This is a genomic window from Nostocoides veronense (assembly GCF_039531185.1).
GTDB classification, from domain to species: Bacteria; Actinomycetota; Actinomycetes; order Actinomycetales; family Dermatophilaceae; genus Nostocoides_A; species Nostocoides_A veronense.
This window is the reverse complement of record NZ_BAAAPO010000023.1, coordinates 58746-73789: the sequence shown is the minus strand read 5'-3', so window position 1 is coordinate 73789 and position 15044 is coordinate 58746. Positions and strand designations below refer to the sequence as shown.

At 68.9% G+C, this 15044-nt stretch carries 16 protein-coding genes; 10 read left to right on the top strand and 6 right to left on the bottom strand.

What is annotated here, in order from left to right; translation table 11 throughout:
• Window positions 1-620 (top strand): hypothetical protein (locus ABD225_RS07350; protein ID WP_344083013.1); only part of this gene is annotated, 620 nt, incomplete at its 5' end.
• Here ABD225_RS07350 and ABD225_RS07345 read toward each other — a convergent pair.
• On the bottom strand, window positions 617-1231 hold the full coding sequence (locus ABD225_RS07345; RefSeq protein ID WP_344083011.1) for a DUF5701 family protein: 615 nt from the start codon (window positions 1229-1231) through the stop codon (window positions 617-619). The genes ABD225_RS07350 and ABD225_RS07345 overlap by 4 nt on opposite strands.
• Window positions 1232-1305: 74 nt before the next feature.
• Complete coding sequence (locus ABD225_RS07340) at window positions 1306-1911, bottom strand: TIGR03086 family metal-binding protein (protein ID WP_344083009.1); 606 nt, start codon at window positions 1909-1911, stop codon at window positions 1306-1308.
• A gap of 94 nt (window positions 1912-2005) precedes the next feature.
• Between ABD225_RS07340 and ABD225_RS07335 the strand changes: the two genes are divergently transcribed.
• Window positions 2006-2893 (top strand): helix-turn-helix domain-containing protein, encoded by an 888-nt coding sequence (locus tag ABD225_RS07335; protein ID WP_344083007.1) that lies wholly within the window; start codon window positions 2006-2008, stop codon window positions 2891-2893.
• On the top strand, window positions 2890-4059 hold the full coding sequence (locus ABD225_RS07330; protein ID WP_344083071.1) for an MFS transporter: 1170 nt from the start codon (window positions 2890-2892) through the stop codon (window positions 4057-4059). The genes ABD225_RS07335 and ABD225_RS07330 overlap by 4 nt, the downstream gene beginning before the upstream one ends.
• A 13-nt stretch (window positions 4060-4072) precedes the next feature.
• Here the strand turns inward: ABD225_RS07330 and ABD225_RS07325 are convergent, their stop codons facing one another.
• Window positions 4073-4573 (bottom strand): YbaK/EbsC family protein, encoded by a 501-nt coding sequence (locus tag ABD225_RS07325; RefSeq protein WP_344083005.1) that lies wholly within the window; start codon window positions 4571-4573, stop codon window positions 4073-4075.
• 174 nt (window positions 4574-4747) lie between these two features.
• On the opposite strand from ABD225_RS07325, the gene ABD225_RS07320 reads away from it, so the two are divergent.
• Window positions 4748-5455, top strand: coding sequence for a hypothetical protein (locus tag ABD225_RS07320; RefSeq protein WP_344083003.1), 708 nt, complete (start codon window positions 4748-4750; stop codon window positions 5453-5455).
• 102 nt (window positions 5456-5557) lie between these two features.
• On the opposite strand, the gene ABD225_RS07315 is transcribed toward ABD225_RS07320, so the two are convergent.
• The gene (locus ABD225_RS07315) at window positions 5558-6328 is read right to left on the bottom strand and encodes a zinc metalloprotease (RefSeq protein ID WP_344083001.1); all 771 of its coding nucleotides are present in this window, start codon (window positions 6326-6328) and stop codon (window positions 5558-5560) included.
• A 103-nt stretch (window positions 6329-6431) separates the two neighbouring features.
• Here ABD225_RS07315 and ABD225_RS07310 point away from each other — a divergent pair, with 103 nt between their 5' ends.
• The 6 genes from ABD225_RS07310 to ABD225_RS07285 all read left to right on the top strand — a co-directional run bounded on the left by ABD225_RS07310 (window position 6432) and on the right by ABD225_RS07285 (window position 14182).
• Complete coding sequence (locus ABD225_RS07310) at window positions 6432-6812, top strand: DUF6504 family protein (RefSeq protein WP_344082999.1); 381 nt, start codon at window positions 6432-6434, stop codon at window positions 6810-6812.
• Window positions 6785-7381: an SAV_6107 family HEPN domain-containing protein gene (locus ABD225_RS07305; protein ID WP_344082997.1), complete on the top strand. Its 597-nt coding sequence runs from the start codon at window positions 6785-6787 to the stop codon at window positions 7379-7381. Before ABD225_RS07310 ends, ABD225_RS07305 begins: the two co-directional genes overlap by 28 nt.
• A gap of 93 nt (window positions 7382-7474) precedes the next feature.
• Window positions 7475-11371 (top strand): DNA polymerase III subunit alpha, encoded by a 3897-nt coding sequence (locus tag ABD225_RS07300; RefSeq protein WP_344082995.1) that lies wholly within the window; start codon window positions 7475-7477, stop codon window positions 11369-11371.
• A 226-nt stretch (window positions 11372-11597) separates the two neighbouring features.
• Window positions 11598-12371 (top strand): methyltransferase domain-containing protein, encoded by a 774-nt coding sequence (locus ABD225_RS07295; protein ID WP_344082993.1) that lies wholly within the window; start codon window positions 11598-11600, stop codon window positions 12369-12371.
• A gap of 17 nt (window positions 12372-12388) precedes the next feature.
• The gene (gene dinB, locus ABD225_RS07290) at window positions 12389-13609 is read left to right on the top strand and encodes a DNA polymerase IV (protein ID WP_344082991.1); all 1221 of its coding nucleotides are present in this window, start codon (window positions 12389-12391) and stop codon (window positions 13607-13609) included.
• A 159-nt stretch (window positions 13610-13768) separates the two neighbouring features.
• Entirely contained in the window at window positions 13769-14182 is a 414-nt protein-coding gene (locus tag ABD225_RS07285) for a DUF3040 domain-containing protein (RefSeq protein ID WP_344082989.1), read from the top strand.
• 172 nt (window positions 14183-14354) lie between these two features.
• Here ABD225_RS07285 and ABD225_RS07280 read toward each other — a convergent pair whose 3' ends face one another.
• A complete protein-coding gene (locus ABD225_RS07280) occupies window positions 14355-14864 on the bottom strand; it encodes a DUF456 domain-containing protein (protein ID WP_344082987.1) in 510 nt (169 codons plus the stop codon).
• 14 nt (window positions 14865-14878) lie between these two features.
• Window positions 14879-15044 (bottom strand): DUF7455 domain-containing protein (locus ABD225_RS18690; RefSeq protein WP_425564360.1); only part of this gene is annotated, 166 nt, incomplete at its 5' end.

Below are 15044 nucleotides of genomic sequence, written 5' to 3'. Positions count from 1 at the left end.
CGAGCGTGACCTATCTGCTGGGGAAGCGCGTGAGCCGCAGCACGTCATCGCCGGCGTTGCTGTTGGCCGGACGGCGGATGATGCAGCACTCCCGCGCGACGTCTCGCCCGACGATGGCGTTGCAACTGCTCGCCGTTCTTGCGGCCTCCAACCTCGTGCTGCGCCCGGCGCTCCTGTCCGACGCCGGCCGATCTGGCCCGGCAAACTCGCGCGAGATCGTCGCCTTGATCACCAGCATCGGAAACCTGCTCTCAGCCCTGCTCGTGATCACCATCGTCCTGGCAGGCGTCTCCCTCCTCTTGGCGACCGTTGAGGCCCTGATGTGGCGTCGGCGCTCCACCGCCCGACAAGTCTTCGCTGGTGTTCCGCGTGGCGTCCTGCGTCGGGCGATGGTCGTCGAGTCGGCCGTGCCGACAGCGGTGGTCACGACCCTGTCGCTCATTGTGACGGCGGTGATCGAGACGCTGGTCGTGCCTCGGCACCTGCTCCCGGGTGGTTTCCCGTGGCTCGGGGTGCTGGGGACGAGTGCTGGCTTCATCGCCCTAGTGCTCGCGGCGTCCTGGCTCGCCGCCCGCGCCATCAACTCCGCCACGGACGTTCGGGAGCTTCGGACGACCTAGCCCCGGTCGGCGCAGGAGGCGATGCCCAGCCAGGTATGCCGATTGCCCGCCCAGCACCACCCCACCTTCGGCGCGCCTTTCATCGCGGCGCCGTCACGGCCGGTGCCGCCGCTGATCCAGATCGCCGGGGTTCGGGCATCCAGACCACCGGTCGGCTTCTTCAGGCGTGAACCGGGAGTCATAAAGCAGTAGTTGGGCTCCAGCAGCTCCGGCCGCTGCAGCAGCCAGCAGATGCCCTCGGAGACGGTCAGCGGCGACCGGCCCCGGGCGGCGATCTGCGGCGCAACCTCATGGGGACTTTGGTTGCGATATTCATCACCGCGTTGCGGGTCGCGGATCATATAAAGCGGTGCATCGGGCACCTCGACTCCGGCCACCGGAGCGAAGGTGTCCAGATCCGTCATATCCACGACCACGAATCCGGCTTTGTCGTCTCGCACCAGTAGTGGAGTCAGGATGCTGGGCGCCACGAGCTTCGGATGTATGACGAGTAGCTCGCCCTGCGCGAGTCGCAGCTCCGTGGCCAGCGCGCGAAAGTCCTTCTCTCCCAGGCCGGCCAGGCGTGGTAAGCCCAAGGCGACGAGTCGATCGAGTTGGTCGGCTAGCGGCATTCGTCTCCTGTGGGCCGAGCGTCAGCGGGTTGTGCGACTTAACGCCCACGGCGGCACCGGTGTTCCGAGCCGACTCAGGCGTTCCACTCCGGATCGCGGCCAGACATCGCGACCAGGCGATCGAGCGCTGGGGCATCCGCGGGCACCTCGACGCGCGGCGCGAAGGCCTTGCCCTCGCCTTGGAAGTCGGGCGTGAGCATCTGGTCGGCAAAGCCGATCGAGTTCTCGAGCGGACCCTCGGCGGGCGACCAGTTCTTACCGGTAGCGGTGGCGATATCCCAGCCGTGCACCTGGTATTCCCACAGCACCATGCTCAGCGCCATGTCCCCGGGCATCGCCATACCGCCGGCGAGCACAAGGTCTCGCTCGGCGCCGCCATCGGCGATTCCGGCGACGAGCTGGTCTGCGGCAGAGCGCAATTGGTCGCCGCCCGTGCCGTCGACCGGCACGCCATCGGCGTCCGGCGCCTGACCGTTTGGATCCGCGAAGCCGGCGCCGAAGGCGGTCGCCCACCCGACGATGTGGCCTCGGAGGTCGGCGACCGTGAACTCTGCGCAGGGCGTCGGCCGGTCAGCTGCCTCTGCCGGGATGGCGTCGAGCACGTCCGCGAGGGACCGCAAGACGTCGCGGGTCTGCTCGGCAGTGGCTCGGGGGTCGGTGGTCGGGGAGTGGTGTGTCATGTCCTCGACCGTATGTTGCCCGCCTGCACCCGGGCTTGAAGATTCGCGACATCTTCGCCGAACCCGCCGGCGTCCCGTTCGTAGGCTTCTCCCCGTGAGCGAGCCACCCGACCCGGCCGAGGACACGCGCGCGATCCTGCATCCGGCTCGGATGGCGGAATACGTTCGGCTTGAACGCTTTCCGGTGCCGACCGCCACGGACGGGATCTTCGACTGGGCTTGGTCGGTCTCCTGGAATCTCCCGCCGGGTGAGCGCCTCGCGCAGGACGTGCTCTCACTGCCCGCGGTCAATCTCAGCGTCGGCAATGGGCCGCCGCCCGGCCGCACCCCGCCGCCCGGCCCGTATGCCGTCCTCCCGCGCGTCGTCGGTGTCGCCCGCCGCCGCACTACCCGCGTCCTCATCGGCTCCGGCTGGAATGTCGCCATCAAGACGACCGTCGGCGGCTTCGGGGCACTGGCACCGGTGCCAGTGTCGCGATGGACCGACAAGGAAGTCCCGATGGGCACCGTCTTGGCGCTCGACGACAGCGCGCTCGCGGAGCGAATGGCGGCGGCGACGAGTGGTGGTGACCGCGCGGGCATACTCCTGCAGGCTGTGGAACCCTTTGTGGCACAAGCCGACCCAGCCAGGATGCGGGCCGCGCGCGAGGTAACCGCTATTGCCGAGGCCGCCGAACGACACCCGCAGCTGCGACTGGCGGAGGAGTTGGCGGCATACGCCGGCCTGAGCGTGCGCACCCTGCAGCGGCTCTTCGCGGAGTATGCCGGGATCTCGCCCGCCTGGATGCTGCGCCGGCTGCGGCTGATCGAGGCCGCCGAGCGGGTCGCGCGCGGCGAGGAGGTGCGGTGGGCGGAGGTGGCGGCCGAGCTGGGCTATAGCGACCAGGCGCATCTGAGTCGCGACTTCACGGCCGCTATCGGGTCAACCCCGACGAGGTATGCCGCCGCGCAGCGCCCCACTGGGACGAGTCCGCTCACCTGACGACGACGCTTGTCTTCCCGTTGCTAGCCGTCACCGAGTTCGACGCCGGCGCCCGCGCCATGGGCTTCCTCGCCGCGGCGACCTGGCTGCCGTGGCTGCTCATCAGTCTCCCGGCCGGGGTGTGGATCGATCGCGGCGACGCCCGCCGGATCATGATCGGGGCCGATCTGTGGTCAGCGGCGGTCACGGCGAGCGTTCCGGTCGCGTGGGCTTTCGGTCATCTCACCCTGGCGCACGTCTTCGCCGCAGCGCTCGGCGTTGGTTTCGGCTCCGTCTTCTTCCGCACGGCCTACGCCTCCCTGGTGCCGCAGGTCGTTGCGAAAGACGATCTGGAACAAGCGAATTCGCGACTGGTGGGCACGGAATCGGCGATGCAGATCGCCGGCCCCGGCGTGGGTGGCGCTCTCGTCGCGCTGGTCGGGGCGGCATACACCGTGGTCCTCGACTCGATTTCCTTCCTCGTCTCGGCCCTCTGCCTGGCTCGGATACGCCCGGGTGACATGTCGCGTCCCACGCCGCCGGCTCGCGAGCCGATGCTCACCTCGATTCGGGCCGGCCTGCGCGTGCTCGCTCGCGATCCTTATGTCCGGTATTTCGCGGTGCAGGGCGGTGTGTCCAACTTCGCGCTCACGGGCTATGGCGCCCTTCTGGTGCTCTTCCTTGTCAAGGACCTGCACCTGCCGGCCGGCGCGATCGGGGTCGTGATCGCCGTTGGCAGTGTCGGTGGGCTGATCGGTGCCAGCATCGCGCGCCGGACCTCCACACGCCTCGGTCAGGGGCCGGCGATGGTTGCGCTGCAGATCATCGGTGGCCCCGCGGCCCTGCTCATCCCCGCCGCGCAGCCGGGCCTGCTCGTCCTGCTCGTGCCGCTTGGCGAAGTGCTCGTCGGGATCGGCGTCGTCGGTGCCAATGTGCTGCGAGGCGCCTTCCGGATGCGTTATGTCCCAGGCGAACTCATGGCGCGAGTCGTCTCGGCCAGCGCACTGGTCAATCTCGGGACAATGCCCCTCGGCGGTCTCGCGGCGGCCTGGCTCGGCGAGCAGTTCGGCGTGCGCAGCGCGATCGCGCTGCTCGCCGCGCTGCACGCGCTGGCGTCGCTGTCGGTCCTGATCGGGCCCTATCGACCGGGCCGTCCGCTCCCGGATGCGCCAATGCCGGTGCGCTGACTCGCCACGCCACTCAGGGCGTGACGGCCGAGGCCGTTCCGTCGGTCATGGCCAGCAGGTCGGCGTATGACGTGCGGAAGACCGCGTGCGAGTGCCCGCCCGCGGCCCAGACCTGCTCGAACTGCTCCAGGTAGGTGTCCACCACGGTCCGCAATGGCGTGGGGTGACCCACCGGCGCGACCCCGCCGATCGCCATACCCGTGTGAGCGCGGACGAAGTCCGGGTCGGCCCGATCGAGGCTGGCCAGATCGAGGGCCTGTGCGAGGTAGGTCGTGTCGACCCGATGCCCGCCCGAGGCCATGACGAGCACCGGCGAGGCCGAGCCGTCGGCGTCAATACCCTTGAAGATCAACGAATTCGCGATCTCGGCGGGCGTGATGCCGAGGGCGTCCGCCGCCGCTTGGGCGGTCTTGACGGCATCGGGCAGCACCCGGAAGTCCGGGTCGAAACCGCGGTCTGCCAGGGCGGCACGCACGGCCGAGACGGCCGGGTGGGAAGTCAGGTCGGGGCTCACCCCGCGACTGTATGCCCGTGTGGCCAGCGCGGTGTGTCGCTCGTCGAGATCGTGGCGCCGAAAGCCACGCGCGGTGGGGAACTTTGCTGCTGCCCTGGCGACAGCGAACTTCCCCACGATCGCTGAGGCGCGGCCGGGCAGCTTGGCGAGGAGCCACTCGTTAAGGTGCCTGTCGTGGGAGGGACGTCGACGACGCGGCTGGATCCGCTGCTGGTGCACCAGACCGTTGAGCGGCTGGCCGAGCGGATCCGGGCGCGCTTCCCCGAGCGCGGGTTGAACCTTGTCGCCGAGCAGTTGGCGCAGATCTCCCAGGATGTCGGATCGAGTGCTCCCGGATTGCGTCGGCGCCTGCTCGCGACATCGTGGTTCGCCCGCATCATCGGGGCGGTAGTCCTGGCCGCCACCTCTGTGCTGCTCGTCGTGACGATCCGTGATGCCATCCAGCACGGCCCAGACCAGTCTTTCGAGTGGGTGCCACTCATCGAGTCGCTGATCAACGATCTGGTGTTCGCTGGGATCGCCCTGTTTTTCCTGATGGCGCTGCCGGAGCGCATCCAGCGCCGCGAGTTGCTCGCCACTTTGCATCGGCTGCGCTCGCTTGCGCACATCGTCGACATGCACCAACTCACCAAGGATCCCGAGCGGCTTCGCCCGGACTTCGTCAAAACGACGAAATCCGCTGAGCCAGGCCTAGATCGGGATCAGTTGGAGCACTATCTCGACTACTGCTCCGAGTTGCTCAGCCTCATCGGCAAGGTCGCGGCGCTCTGCGCCGAGGAGTCCGAGGATGCCGTGGTGCTCGACACGATCACCGGCATCGAGACGATGACCACGGACATGGCCGGCAAAATTTGGCAGAAGATTTCGCTGCTACCCGACTGAGGTTCATCGCATCGCCTGCACGACGAGCAGGTGAGGGGCAACGAAGCGCGGGCCCCGGCATACTGCCGAAGCCCGCGATCGAGGGTGAGGATCAGGGAAGGTTCACTTGCCCTGACGGTAGGTCGCCCACATTGACTGCGCCCGGGAGATCTGGCCTGCGCTGAAGGTGTTCATGCAGGCATCGTCGGTGTAGTCCATGAAGTTCTTGATCGGGTCGAGACCGGCCGAGCGACGGCATGTGTCCCGCCCGGTCGGGCAGCCATAGGCCGCGGACTTCTCGGCCGGGGTGTCGGCGACATAGTCGCCCTGGCCGTTATACCCGCCCTGGAAGGTGTGGTAGAGCCCGAACCAGTGCCCCGCTTCGTGGGTCGCGGTGTCGCCGAGGTTGTAGGGCGCGGCCGTGCCGCCGGGCAGCGACTGATCGAGCAGGACGACACCGTCCATGACGTCATAGCTGCTCTTGGGGAAGGTCGCCCAGCCGAGGAGCCCGCCGCCGAGGCTGGCGGAGTAAAGGTTGAGGTCGGCCATCGTGCCCTTGCGTAGGGCGGTCTTCATGGACTTCTCGGCGGTTGAGCCGTTGGTGAGCCCGTTGTACCAGGTGGTGTTATTGGTGTAGTCCGTGCCCGCCAAGGTGAAGCTGAATCCGCTGCCGGCGTAGGCATTGTTGAGGACGGTGATCTGGTTGTTGATCATCGTCGAGCTGAGATTGCCCTTCGCATCGGTGATGACGTGGAAGTAGACATTGACCGTTGCGGCGACCGCGCGAGAGCCGGACCGATTGATGCCCTTGGCGGCGGCGGAGGTGCGACGGTGAACGCTTATGCGGGGGGTATTCCGTTCGGGTTGGGGTAGCCGTGTGTGGCCGTCGACCACTATGACGCACCTTGAGCCGCCGTGCTACCGGAAGGTAACCAGAATCTGAGAGATCGGGCTTGACGGTCGAGCATCCGACCGGAGTAGAGTCAGAATAGAACATATGTTCGACGAACGGATGTTCGGTTTCAACTCTAGTCGCCGCCGGCGGATCTCGTCCATCCCCGGCCGCCCGAGCGTGAAGGAGCGCCCGCCGATGGCCCGCCGATATGACGAACCCGTCGACGTCCAGTCTCGGGATGAGGTGATGTCCGCCTTCATCTGGCGGGGCCGGTTGTATGCCGTGCGCGGAGTCCTCGACCGCTGGACCGAGCGCCGCTCCTGGTGGCAGGACCCGGTCGGTACCCCGCAGGCGGGGGAGCGGACCGTATGGCGGGTGGAGGCCAGCGCTGGCCGGTGCGCGGGCAGCGGGATCTATGACATCGGCCGCGACACCGACGCCGCCACCGTCCCGGCATGGACGCTGCTGCGGGTGCAGGACTGATGACGATGACGACGGAGCAGATGATGGTGACGCGAGCCGATGCACCCCCAGAGCCGCTGCGCGAGCAGGCGCCGAGTCGGCCAGCCGGTGCTGAGCGGGAGCGGGTGCCGGCCACTCGGGTCGCCTCCGCGCTGGACTTGCTCGACGGTTCCCAGGCTAGCCTGCTCGAGGCCGGTCACGCCGAGCACATCGGGCAGCGGTATGCCGTGGCCCAACTCTCCGCCCTGCGCGCCGCCGCCGCGGTGCTCGCCGTCCGCGGCCCGCGCCTGGCCGGCTCGCGCGGCTCCGGCGGGCCGCGCAATCTGTGGGAGATCCTGCCCGCCGTCGCGCCGGAATTGCAGGAGTGGGCCGACTTCTTCGCGCTGTGCGCCACCCGGCGCGAAGTGCTCGGGCGGGCGAGCGACACGGCATACCACCCGGGCCCGGAGGGCTCCCGCGAGGAACCGATGACGGTGCGGGAGGCCGACGATCTGGTGCGCTCGGCGCAACAGTTCCACGACCGGGTGCGGACCCTGCTCGGCCTGACCCGGCGCACCGGGCCGGTGCTGCTGGCGCCGATGACCACCTGACCGACCCCGCGCCCGACCCCGATCGGCGGGCGGCGTCACCCGATGGCGCCGCCCGGTGATCCGCGCTGCCCTTTCGACGGAAACCCTTCTGCCATGACCGATTTCGCTCATCTGCATCTCGCCTCCGGCTTCTCAATGCGCTATGGCACGGCAATGCCTGAGGCGCTGGTGGAGCGGGCGGCGCAGTACGGCCAGCCGGCCGTCGCCCTCACCGATCGCGATGGTTTGTATGGCGCGGTGCGCTTCGTCCAAGCCGCGGCCAAGGCCGGCCTCGAAGCGGTGCTCGGGGTCGATCTGGCGATGGCGCGCGGCATTCTCGATCCGCCGCCAGATCCGCGCGCCCGCCCGCCGCGCACCCCCGTGCGCGGCGGTGCCGTCGTCGACCCGCGCCTGCCGCGGGTGACGGCGCTCGCCGTCGGCGCCGGCGGTTCGCAGGGCCCCGCCACCGGGCTGCCGTATGCCGAGGGCTGGGCCGCCCTGTGCCGTCTGGTGACCGACACTCACCTGCGCGGTGAGCGCGGCATCCCGATCAGCGCTCCGGACCGCGTGGCGCACTATGCCGCCGGGGCGCCCGGGCGCGCCGGTGGTGGGGAAATTCGCTGCTGCCCTGGCGACAGCAAACGTCCCCACCGAGCGGGGTGCGCCGAACCCGCCCGACTCATCGTGCTGCTCGGCCCGGACTCCGATGTCGGTCGGGCGGTGCTGCGCAAGGACCTCGCGGCGGCCAGGGATCTATTGCGTGCCTGGCAGACGGTCCTACCACGCGACGGGCTCGTCGTGGAGATCGTCTGCCATGGTGGCCCCGATGGCACGAGCGGTTCGCGCAATCACGCGGCCCGGATGCTGAATCTTGCTGATGCGCAGGGAGTTCCGGCGATTCTGACGGCAGCGGTGCGGCATATCGATCCCGTCGATGCTCGCATCGTCGATGTCCTTGATGCCGCCCGGCGACTCGTCCTGCTCGACCGCCGCCACCTCGACCGGGTCTCGGAAGCCGGGCATCTCGCGAGCACCGCGACGATGCACCGCATCGCCCGCGAGGTGGCGGAGCGGGCGGGGCACACGACATACGACCGGGCCGACCGTCTCATCGCCGAGACTCTCGCCCTCGCCCACCGCTGCGCCCAGAACCCGCGCCGCGATCTCGGGATCGGCGCGGTGCACCTGCCTGAGCCGCACATCCTCGGCATACCCGAAGGCACCGATCCGCAGCGCGTCCTCGACGAGCGCTGTCATGCCGCGATCCTGACCCGCTATGCCGGGGCGACCGAGAGCGAGCGAGCGGCTGTCGAGCGCCGGTTGCGCGAGGAGCTGGATGTCGTTGCGGCACTGGGCTATCCGACATACTTCATGACGGTCGCCACGGTCGTCGACCTGATCCGTGAGATGGGGGTTCGGGTCGCGGCGCGCGGCTCCGGCGCCGGGAGCCTCGTCAACTTCCTGCTCGGGATCAGCGGCGTCGACCCGATCCGCTACGACCTGCTCATGGAGCGCTTCTGCTCACCGCTGCGCGCCGAACTGCCCGATATCGATATCGATGTCGAGTCGGCCCGGCGCACCGATATCTACGAGCGCATCCTCGACCGCTTCGGCGGCGAGCGGGTGACTTGCGTGTCGATGATGGACACCTACAAGGTGCGGCATGCGATCCGCGATGTCGGCTCCGCCCTGGGTATGCCACCCGGTGAGGTCGACGAGATCGCAAAAGCCTTCCCGCACATCAGAGCTCGCGATGCACGCCAGGCGATCGCCGACCTGCCGGAGCTGCGCCAGCGCGGCCTGGACAGCGACCAGCTCGCGACCTTCTTTGAACTCGTCGAGGCGCTCGACGGCCTGCCGCGGCATATCGCCCTGCACCCGTGCGGGGTGATCTTGTCCAATGGCACGCTGCTCGATCGCACGCCGGTCGAGGCGAGTTGGCTGGGCTTCCCGATGAGCCAGTTCGACAAGGACGATGTCGAGGTCCTCGGGCTGCTCAAGCTCGACGTCCTCGGCATCCGTATGCAGTCCTCGATGGCCTATGCCGTCGCCGAAATCGAGCGCACGACAGGGGATTTCGTCGACCTTGACGACCGCGCGCACGTGCCGCTCGACGACGAAGCGACCTTTGCGATGATCCGCACCACCCACACCCTCGGGTGCTTCCAGATCGAGAGTCCGGGGCAGCGGGAGTTGATCGGCAAGTTCGGTCCGGTGCGTTTCGAGGACCTCATCATCGACATCTCGCTCTTCCGGCCGGGGCCGGTGAAGTCCGACATGATCCGGCCCTTCCTGGAGGCGCGGCACGGCTGGGCGGATGCCGAATTCCTACACCCCACGCTGATCCCGGCGCTGCAAGAGACCGAGGGGGTGGTCGTCTTCCACGAGCAGATGCTGCGGATCATCTCCGAGACGACCGGTGTTTCGCTCGCCCAGGCCGACGAGGTCCGCCGGGCAATGGGTAGCCCGAGCGGCATCGAGGAGATCGAGACCTGGTGGCACCCGGCGGCTCGCGCCCGCGGCTACAAGCAGGAGCATCGCGACCGAATCTGGGCTGTGCTCAAGGCTTTTGCCTCCTTCGGCTTCTGCAAGGCGCACGCTGCGGCCTTCGCGCTGCCGACCTATCAGAGCGCCTGGCTCAAGGCGCACTGGCCCGCGCACTTCCTCGCCGGGGTCCTCACGCACGACCCCGGGATGTATCCCAAGCGCCTCATCCTCGATGACGCTCGCGTCCACGGGATCACCGTCCTTGGCCTCGATGTCAACGCCTCCGGCGACACCTACCGCGTCGAACGTCTTGACCCCGCCGACAACAGCCCGCACCTGGCCGCGCTCGGCGATCTCTGGCACCCACCGCCGCCGCCCGATCCGGACATGGCCGATGGCACCGGATGGGGGATCCGGCTAGCGCTGTCCGATGTCAATGGCATCAGCGCCGCCGAGGTCTCGCGGATCGTCGCCGGGCAGCCGTATGCCAGCCTCGCCGACTTCTGGCATCGCGCCCAAGTCTCCCGGCCGATCCTCGAAAAGCTCATCCTGGCAGGGGGTTTCGACACGATCTACGCCATGGGAAGCAGCGCCGGTGGTCTTGGCCGGCACGGCCGGATCACCCGCCGGGACCTGCTCCTCGGGGCGGCCGAACTCGACCGGTGGGAGCGCGGCATACGCACTGGTCGGCGGCGGGCCCGACCGGCGCGCATGGTGACCGAAGGGGTTGCCGCACAAGGTCTTTCGTCGGGGATCGACCCGCGTGATCTGGCTGCCGCGCAGTCCCAGGCGGCCGCTCCGGTGCGCGCCGAGCCGATCCAGATGGCGCTCGATCTCGGCGACGAACCGCAGTTGAGCGCGGGCGCCGGTCTGCCGGATATGGCTGTGCCAGAACGCATTCGCGCCGAGCTCGACATCCTTGGCCTGGATGCCACCGGGCATGTCATGGACTTCTATGCCCCGATGCTGCGGGCTCTCGGGGTCACGCCGAGCAGTTCCTTGATGGGGACGCGCAGCAACACCACCGTGCTTGTCGCCGGGGTCAAGGTCGCCACCCAGACCCCGCCGATCCGCTCCGGTCGCCGGGTCGTCTTCCTCACCCTCGAGGACGGCACCGGCCCCTCCGACTCCACCTTCTTCGAGGATGTGCAGGGGCCGTATGCCGGCACCGTCTTCCACTCCTGGCTGCTGCTCGTGCGCGGCATCACCCGCCGCACCGGCGCCCGCGGGATTTCGCTGCGCGCCACCGGTGCCTGGGAGTTGGCCACCTTGTGGGAGGCCTGGCTCTCTGGCGGACTGGAGGCGGTGCACACCCTCCTCGCGGAGCACGACATACCCCTGGACGCAGCCGGCAATCCGGTCAAGGGCGAGCGCACCGGCGTCGCCGAATCCGCCGGCTCGCGCCGGGTCCTCGTGCACGCCAGCGGCTTCCGCCAGAGTCCGTATGCCGACACAAAACCCCCCGGCGAGGCCATCACCTCACGCAAACTCTGGCACGCCAGCCCCGGCTCCTCCGGCTGGTGATCGCACGCGCCGAAGTAGCTGCCGGCGGCGGCGGACCGGCGGCGGCGGCGGAATCCCACAGTGACGATCTCGCGGTCAGGTCGTCACGTTGGGCTGAGGTCGTCAGGTTGATGTGACGACCTCGGCCGAACGTGACGAACTCGAGGTTCTGTCACCAGGTGCCGCACGCCTCCGCCGCGCCGTACGCGTCAAGGGGCTGTCGGAGGCACCGCATACAGTTGCGCATATGACGAGCGAGCGGCGGCGGCCCCGGAGGGGAGTCGAGACCGGGCTGCGGACGGCGGCGGTCTGGGCGACCGTTTCGGCCCTGGCGGAGCAGCGCCGGCAGGAGGTCGGACGGCCCCTGCGCGTGCTCGACCTCGGCGGCGGCACGGGAGGTATGGCCGTGCCCCTGGCCCAAGCCGGCCACGAAGTCATCGTCGTCGACCCCAGTCCCGATGCCCTCGCCGCCTTGCGCCGTCGCGCCGAGGAGGCCGGCGTTTCTGACACCCTGCGCTCAACCCAAGGCGATGCCGACGACCTGCGCACCATCCTGCGTGCCCGCGTCGACCTGGTGACCTTGCACGGCGCCCTCGAAGTCGTCGATGACCCGAAGGCCACCCTGGACCGAATCAGCGAAATCGTCGTCCCCGGTGGCCACCTCTCGCTCGTGACTGCCCAGCGCCTCGCCGCCGTCCTCGCCCGCGCGCTCGCCGGCCAATTCGGCCAGGCGCGCACCGTGCTGGACAGCGACGACGGCCGCTATGGCGCGAGTGACCCGCTGCCGCGCCGCTTCGACAAATCCCATGTCGAGGCGCTGCTCACCAGCAGCGGCTTCACCGTCGTCGACAGCCATGGCGTGCGCCTGTTCAGCGACCTCGTGCCCTCGGTCTTCCTCGAATCCGACTCCGAACGCGCCGCCTTGCTCGAGTTGGAAACCGCCGTCGCCACGCATCCCGAGTTCGGTCTGCTCGGGCAGATCGGATCCGCGCTGCACGTGGTCGCCCGCCGGCACAACTAGGCCAGCGCGCCCCCGCCATGAGTCGGCGTCAGTTCCGGCCCCCGCCGCGAGCGGGCAATAGCCCCCCCGACGACACCGGCTGCACGGTGCTCCACGTCGACATGGACGCCTTCTTTGCCTCCGCGTCCCTCCTCGGCCGCCCGGACCTCATAGGCAGCCCCGTCATCATCGGCGGCGGCACGCGCGGCGTCGTGCTGTCCGCGACCTACGAAGCCCGCGCCTTCGGCGTCACTTCCGCCATGCCGATGGCGCGCGCCCGGCGGCTGTGCCCACAAGCGACCGTGCTCCGACCCGATCACGACCTCTATTCCGCGATGTCCGATGCCGTCATGGAGACCTTCGCCAGCATCACGCCCATCGTCGAACCGCTGAGCCTCGACGAGGCATTCCTCGATGTGGGGGGCGCCGTCCGCCGCCTCGGCAGCCCCGCGACGATCGCGCAACGCATCCGGGACACGGTGTATGACGAGCAGGGCGTCACCTGTTCCGTCGGCGTCGCGCCAAGCAAGTTTGTCGCCAAGCTCGCTTCGGGCTTGTGCAAACCCGATGGTTTGCTCGTCGTGCCCGTCGCGGAGGTCGTCGGCTTCGTCCAGCAACTGCCCGTCGGCGCCTTGTGGGGCGTGGGGGAGAAGACCGAGGAGTCGCTCGCCCGACTTGGCCTGGTCACCGTCGCCGATATCGCGCATACCCCGCTCGCCACCCTCAAACGTGCCCTCGGCGACGCCGGCGGCACCCACCTGCACGACCTGTCGTGGGGCCGCGACCCGCGCCACGTCGAGCCGGTCCATCGCGAGAAGTCCATCGGCTCCGACGAGACCTTCCCCGTCGATGTCGACGACCCGGCATACATCCACCGGGAACTGCTGCGCCTCTCGGCCAAGACCGCCTCCCGCATGCGATCCGCCGGCCTGGTCGGGCGCACCGTCTCGATCAAGGTCCGCTTCGCCGACTTCACGACGATCACCCGCGCCAAGACGCTGCGCGACCCCACCGATGTCACCCAAGAGATCTACACAACGGCCAAGAGCCTGTATGACGCGCTGGCCCTCCAGCGGGCCCGATTGCGCCTCGTGGGGGTCCGGATGGAGGGTCTGGTCCGCTCGTCGGCGGCCCCAGTGCAACCCACGCTCGATGAGCCCGAATACGGCTGGCGCGACGCCGACCGGGCCGTGGATCGCGCGTCCGCGCGCTTCGGCGCGGGCAGTGTAGGCCCGGCGAGTCTGATCCGACGGGATTGACACCTTCCGCCGGGCAAAATCGCGACTTATCCTGATGCCGAGTCTGGGCGCGAATGAGTCACAATGGGCAACGAAAGACCCTCTCGAAGCGTTCTCTTTCATAGGACAGTTGGAAGCGCAGCCGGCACCCGCCGGAGGCACATTTGGTTGGAGGCCACGATGGCGCTGTCGGAGCGCGAGCAGCAGCTCCTCGATGAGATGGAGCAGGCGCTCTATGCCGAGGACCCTCGGTTCGCCAACCAGATGCAGTCGGTCGTCCGGCGCACCACCCACCGCCACCACATCATCGGCGGCGTCGGCGTGCTGCTCGGCCTCGGTCTCGTGCTCCTCGGCGTCAACACCAACTGGATCATCGGCGGCATCGGCTTCGTCGTGATGGTCGCAGCGCTCGCCTATGCCTTCGCGCCGCCCCGCAAGCAGCCGGTCCAACTCGGCAGCGTCCGCGCCGACGGCAGCGTGCGCGCCACCTCCGCCAAGGCCCGCAAGGCCCGCCGCACCCACAAGCCCAAGGCGGCTGGCGGCTTTATGGAGCGTCTCGAAGACCGCTGGGACCGTCGCCGCGACGGCTGGTAAGCAACCCGGCCTGGCCCGGGCGGCTGAGCCGAGCGGCTCTTCTAAACGCGAGCGGGGCTATATCCCCGCTCCCACTCACAAACCCCGCTCGGCTCGGCAGGAACCCCGCTCCCACTCACAAACCCCGCTCGGCTCGGCAGGAACCCCGCTGCGCTCGCGCAGCGCACCGCTCTTAGCGCGTGAGAAGGACGCCGGCGATCCAGATGGTCAGGATCGTCATGCCGGCGAGCAACTCGATGCCCATCGACTGCAGCACGCCGCGCAGGGCCACCTTGGTTTGGCGCCACGCCTGGTCGCGGTCCCGGGATTGGCCGGCCTCGACCAGGTAGATCCCCATCACGAAGCCCAGCGGACCACCGATGATCGGCACCACAAAGAAGCCGATGATCCCCAGCAACAGGCCAAGCAAGAGCGTCGAATTCTTGATCCCGGCGGCCTTCATCCGCTTGCCGGGGATGAGGAATTGCAGGGCCAGCCCGGCGGCATACACCGCGACGCACAGCCCGAAGATGACCCAGCCCGTCGTCGAGCCGAGGTCGAGCGCCCAGATCAGGACGCCCACGAGGGCGACGATCAGGCCCGGAATGACCGGGACCACTACGCCAAGAATGCCGATGACGATGATCAGCCCCGGCAGCCAAAAGCTGGCTTCCGGGGCTGTCGAGACCGCGCTGATCAGCATGTATGCCGAGTGCTTCAGGCCTGCTCGCCGGTGAAGGCGGGCGTCTCGATGAGGCGCTCGGTCTCGTCGTCGATCTCGGCGAGATCGCGCAGCTTCGGCAGGTGCTCGCGCGAGTGGTGCAGGCAGAAGAGGAGTTCACCACCGCCATGCAGGCGGGCCCGGACGTAGGCCTGCGCTCCG

Bases quoted from the DNA above. Each gene is read 5' to 3' on its own strand.
- ABD225_RS07280 (WP_344082987.1), bottom strand. From the start codon at position 14,864: ATGCTGATCAGCGCGGTCTCGACAGCCCCGGAAGCCAGCTTTTGGCTG.
- ABD225_RS07340 (WP_344083009.1), bottom strand. From the start codon at position 1,911: ATGACACACCACTCCCCGACCACCGACCCCCGAGCCACTGCCGAGCAG.
- ABD225_RS07345 (WP_344083011.1), bottom strand. From the start codon at position 1,231: ATGCCGCTAGCCGACCAACTCGATCGACTCGTCGCCTTGGGCTTACCA.
- ABD225_RS07305 (WP_344082997.1), top strand. From the start codon at position 6,785: ATGGACGCTGCTGCGGGTGCAGGACTGATGACGATGACGACGGAGCAG.
- ABD225_RS07295 (WP_344082993.1), top strand. From the start codon at position 11,598: ATGACGAGCGAGCGGCGGCGGCCCCGGAGGGGAGTCGAGACCGGGCTG.
- ABD225_RS07300 (WP_344082995.1), top strand. From the start codon at position 7,475: ATGACCGATTTCGCTCATCTGCATCTCGCCTCCGGCTTCTCAATGCGC.
- dinB (WP_344082991.1), top strand. From the start codon at position 12,389: ATGAGTCGGCGTCAGTTCCGGCCCCCGCCGCGAGCGGGCAATAGCCCC.
- ABD225_RS07310 (WP_344082999.1), top strand. From the start codon at position 6,432: ATGTTCGACGAACGGATGTTCGGTTTCAACTCTAGTCGCCGCCGGCGG.
- ABD225_RS07285 (WP_344082989.1), top strand. From the start codon at position 13,769: ATGGCGCTGTCGGAGCGCGAGCAGCAGCTCCTCGATGAGATGGAGCAG.